At 22.4% G+C, this 5,106-nt stretch carries 4 protein-coding genes; all 4 read left to right on the forward strand.

Annotation, left to right across the window (positions count from 1 at the left end):
* Positions 1–140 precede the first annotated feature (140 nt).
* From EPJ79_RS11410 to EPJ79_RS11425, 4 genes are read left to right on the forward strand one after another with little or no spacing between them, the layout of a single operon-like run.
* Positions 141–1,208: a glycosyltransferase family 2 protein gene (locus tag EPJ79_RS11410; RefSeq protein WP_147739652.1), complete on the forward strand. Its 1,068-nt coding sequence runs from the start codon at positions 141–143 to the stop codon at positions 1,206–1,208.
* A gap of 9 nt (positions 1,209–1,217) precedes the next feature.
* The gene (locus EPJ79_RS11415) at positions 1,218–2,399 is read left to right on the forward strand and encodes a glycosyltransferase family 2 protein (protein ID WP_147739653.1); all 1,182 of its coding nucleotides are present in this window, start codon (positions 1,218–1,220) and stop codon (positions 2,397–2,399) included.
* Between the two features lies 1 nt (position 2,400).
* Positions 2,401–3,564 (forward strand): glycosyltransferase family 2 protein, encoded by a 1,164-nt coding sequence (locus EPJ79_RS11420; protein ID WP_147739654.1) that lies wholly within the window; start codon positions 2,401–2,403, stop codon positions 3,562–3,564.
* A 9-nt stretch (positions 3,565–3,573) separates the two neighbouring features.
* Complete coding sequence (locus EPJ79_RS11425; protein ID WP_147739655.1) at positions 3,574–4,806, forward strand: glycosyltransferase family 2 protein; 1,233 nt, start codon at positions 3,574–3,576, stop codon at positions 4,804–4,806.
* The last annotated feature ends 300 nt before the right edge of the window (positions 4,807–5,106 follow it).

Genomic DNA, 5,106 nt, shown 5'->3' on the forward strand with positions numbered 1-5,106 from the left:
GAAAACTAATAAATGCTATAACAAACCTATAATTGTTAGTTTGAATAATTTACTTAAAAATATTTTCTCTTTATCTTCTAATTCTAAAGAGTTAGTTTTGAAGATTTGCGGATTGAAATTTATTAAACGGAGTTCGGAATATGGCGGATAATAAAACTCCTTTAATATCGATTATATTGCCTGTATATAACGCTGAAAAATATATTGAAAGAGCGCTAAAAAGTTTAATAAATCAAAGTTATAAAAATATAGAGATTTTATGCATAGACGATGGCTCAAAAGATAATTCATATAATATTATAAAAGAATTTAAAGACGAAAGAATAAAATTATTTAGGCAAGAAAACTCTGGTCCTGCAAAAGCAAGAAATGTAGGGCTTTCAAATTCAAAAGGCGAATATATTATGTTTTGCGATGCGGACGATTGGTATGAGCCGAATATGTGCGAGCTTATGCTTGAAACTATAATAAAGCAAAATGTCGATTTTGTTATATGCGGTTGTAATATAGTGGACACTTATAATACAAGCATAAGAAGCAAAGAGGAATTTAATTATTTTAAATTAAAATTTAATGGATATTGTAATATAGGAATATATGAATTTTTAATGTTAAACTCTATGTTATGGAATAAAATATTTAAGAAAAAAATTATTGACGAATATAATATAAAATTTATAGACGGATATGAACATGACGATTATAATTTTTTCTATAAATATTTATGTTGTTCAAATCATTTCTATTCAATATATAATAAAATATATAACTATGACATATCAAATCCGCAATCGGTAATGTCTACATATTACAATGATATTAAACCAAAAAAGAAATTAGATTTTTTATATTCAAGCCATGATTTAATAGATTTTGTAATTCTGCATAATTTTAGAGAGCAAGTTATAGACGGAATAATTCAATTGTATAAAGAATGCGTATCAAGATATCAGCTATTTTTGAATAAAAAGCAACTTAAGGAATTGGTTATAATACAAAAAGAATTTTTGAAAGATAAACAAGAACTTGATGAACACGAATATATTAAAGAAATAAGGAATACTGAAGTAGATAAATATTTAAAGAAATTCGATATTAAACTTTCTTTACTTGAGTGGATATTTTCGATAAAAAATAAATCATCTTATGAGAAAATACTAACTATTTTTGGATTTCAGATTAGTTTTAAAAGATATAGAAATAATTAAGGAAATAAAATGCCGTTAATATCGATTATCGTTCCCGTTTATAATACGGAAAAATATTTAAGAAGATGTTTAGATAGTTTAGTCAATCAAACTTTTAACGATATAGAAATTATAATTGTTAATGATTGCTCTCAAGGAAATTGTAAAGAAATAATTGAAGAATATCAGAAAAAAGATAATAGAATAAAATATATTGAACATAGCGAAAATAAAAGTTTACTTCAAGCAAGAAAAACGGGAAATATAGCATCTACGGGAAAATATATTATGTATGTCGATAGCGATGACGAAATCGATATTAATACTTGCAAAGAAATATTTAATGTTATAAAAAATAAAGATTATGATATTATTCACTTTGGAAGTAAAATAATTTCAGATTTTGATTCTAAAGATATTAAATGGAATTTATCGACAAATAGATTTAATATTAATTCAGAGTTCTTGCTTAACGAAGTTATCGATAAAAAAATATCTCATAATATGTGGGCAAAAGCTTTTAATATAAATATAATAAAAAAACTTATTGAAAATATTTCGGATATACAAATTATGAACTCCGAAGATATGCTTCAATGTTTAATCGCTTTTTATTTTGCAAAATCTTATAAAGTAATTCAAAAACCTTTATATATTTATTATGTCGATATTGGTTTGAGTAATAAAAATACAAATGAAATAGATATTGATAAATACGATTATTTATGCAGAAGCACAAAAATAGCGCTTGACGAATTTTATAATTTTTTGGTAAAAGTAAAATCAAATATAGCTTATGGATTTTTATTTTCTAAAATTTATTATAATCAATATAATTATCTTTTTGAAAAAATAAAAAATAACAATGAAGAATATGTAAAAATAATTGAAAAATATTTTGACAAATCTATTATTAGTCAATATTTGCATTTGCAAAAATATAACGAAATAGAAAATAATAATTTAGAAGAATTGAATTATAAACTTTCGCCATATTTCTTTTATATGATTTTTATAGATTACAAAATAATAATTAAATTATTCGGCATTAGAATTGTTATAAAAAATAAAGAATGTTCCAACAAAATAATTGTAATAAGTTTGAGTAATTTTTTGAGGCGATTATTTTCTATAAATACAAAAAAGATTGAAGGGAAGAAAATTACTTTTTTAAACTTGTTAGGATTTAAATTTAAGTTAGAGGGGAAATAAAATGCCGTTAATATCGATTATAGTTCCCGTTTATAATACGGAAAAATATTTAAGAAGATGTTTAGATAGTTTAGTCAATCAAACTTTTAACGATATAGAAATTATAATCGTTAATGATTGCTCTCAAGGAAATTGTAAAGAAATAATTGAAGAATATAAGAAAAAAGATAACAGAATAAAATATATTGAACATAGCGAGAATAAAGGGACTTTAATAGCAAGGAAAACGGGAAGTATTGAAGCTGAAGGAGATTATATTACCTATGTTGATAGCGATGACGAACTTGATATTAATACTTGCAAAGAATTGCATAAAATAGTTTATAAAAGAGATTACGATGTTATCCCTTTTTCTATAAAAGTATATTCAGAATACGATGTAGAAGATTTAGAATTATGGTTATTATCTGAAAGAAATATAATTAAATATCCTTTCATTGAACTTTTAGACATAAGATTTTATCATAATGTCGCTGATAATTTTTTTAAAAAAGATGTTGTAAAAAAATCAATCCCATATATACCGAATATTAAATTAAGCAGTTCGGAAGATTTGCTTCAATATGCAATAACTCTTTATTTTTGTAAGTCATATAAAACTTTAAATAAAAAATTGTATATTTATAATTATGATGTCGGAGCAAGTCCAAAACTTGATGATTTAGAAATTAATAAATATAAATTTTTATGCGAAACCGTAAAAATATCTTTAGACGAAATTTATAATTTTTTATGCAAATTAAATATAGAAAAGATATACGGATATAGTTTTTCAAAATTATGTTATCATCATTATAATTATTTAAATCAAGTAAAAGATAAAGATTATAAAAATATTTTAAGCGATACTTTCTCAAAAGATTTTATTGAAGGATACGAAGCATTTAAAGAAATTAGCGATTATAACGGCATATACTATAATTTTTTTAAGTCTCTTGATGGAAAATTAACTCCATATTTTTTTTCTATAATTAAATATTGTAAAATTAAAGTTTTAAGATTATTTGGAATACAAATATTATTAGAAAATAAAAAATATTATAAAGAACCTGTATTTATAGCTTTCAACAATCTTTTAAATAATATTTTTTCAATAAAAATAGACGATAAATATTTCGTATTAAAGATATTATTTATAAGAATTGCTTTTAAAAAGAAAATTTAAGGAATATATATGATTAAAAAAAATATTGATTTAAGCATAATAATCCCCGTTTATAATGTGGAAAAATATTTACCGCATTGTCTCGATAGTATTTTTAATCAATCTTTAGATAATTCAGATTTTGAAGTTATTGTAGTTAATGACTGCTCAAAAGGAAATTGCGAAGAAATAATAGAAGAATACAAAAAGAAATATAATAACATAAGATTAATAAATCATGAATATAATAAAGGATTATATCAAGCAAGAAGAACTGGAATTTTTAATTCAAACGGAAAATATATAATGCATGTTGACGGAGACGATTATTTATCCTTAAAAGAAGATAATAAAGATTTTTTGAAAAACGCTATAAATAAACTCGATTCTTCTAACGCCGATATTCTTTTCTTTGATTGCATTCATACGGATGGCGAAAAGGAATGGAAAGAGCAATGGTTTAATCCTCCAAATAAAAATTTAAAAAATAATGATGAGATTATTAAATATTTTTATGGAAATGGCTGCCATACGATGTGGGGTAAAATATATAAAAAATCTGTAATAGATTTGGCTTATAAAGAACTTAAAAATATAGAACATATTAATTTATGGGAAGATTTATATCAAAATTTAGTGATATCTTATTTTTCTAATTATTCTATAACTATAAACGAAGAATTTTATTGCTATAGATATTTGCAAGATTCTGATAGCAGGGGATTAAGAAAAACAAAAGAAGAAAAAGAAAGCGTAATTTATCAAATAGTTTCTATATTAAAATTGATTAATGATTTTATGGAAGCAAAATTATTATATAAAAACTATGGATATTTATCTTTAGATTTATTAAATGTGGCGTGTTATAGGGCATTTTGTTTATATAATGAATTGGAATATTCGGTAAATTCTTATACTATATATATATATAACAAAATTGATTGGATTTATAAAGTAGTTCCTTCCGATATGATAAAAAATATTTATATAGAAAGCGTCAAAAATTTTATAAATAATAAAGATATTTTAATAGAAAAATCAAAATCATATTTATTTTCTATAATCATATTTGATAAATATATAATTATAAGAATATGTGGAATAGAAATAAAATTAAAAAATAAAAGTTATCAATATAAACCTATAGTAATAACTTTAAATAACTTGCTGCAAAATATTTTTTCAATAAAAATAGACGATAAATATTTCGTATTAAAAATATTATTTATTAAACTTTCTTTTAGATTAAAATTAAAAAATTAATTTATAAATTAAACTATTGACATTTTTTATTAATATGTTATAATTTAATCATTAAAAAACAGGTAGGAATTTTATATGTTTAGTTTGCCACTACACTACACTACACTACACTACACTACACTACACTACACTACACTACACTACACTACACTACACTACACTACACTACACTACACTACACTACACTACACTACACTACACTACACATTATAAATTTTTTCGGCGATTTTTTCATTGCAGAAAATTATTTATTAAAGAATTATCTCAAAAACATAAAAGCATTTTCTATATGCAAACTCT

It is taken from the genome of Brachyspira aalborgi, from assembly GCF_008016455.1.
In the GTDB taxonomy this organism is placed as follows: domain Bacteria; phylum Spirochaetota; class Brachyspiria; order Brachyspirales; family Brachyspiraceae; genus Brachyspira; species Brachyspira aalborgi.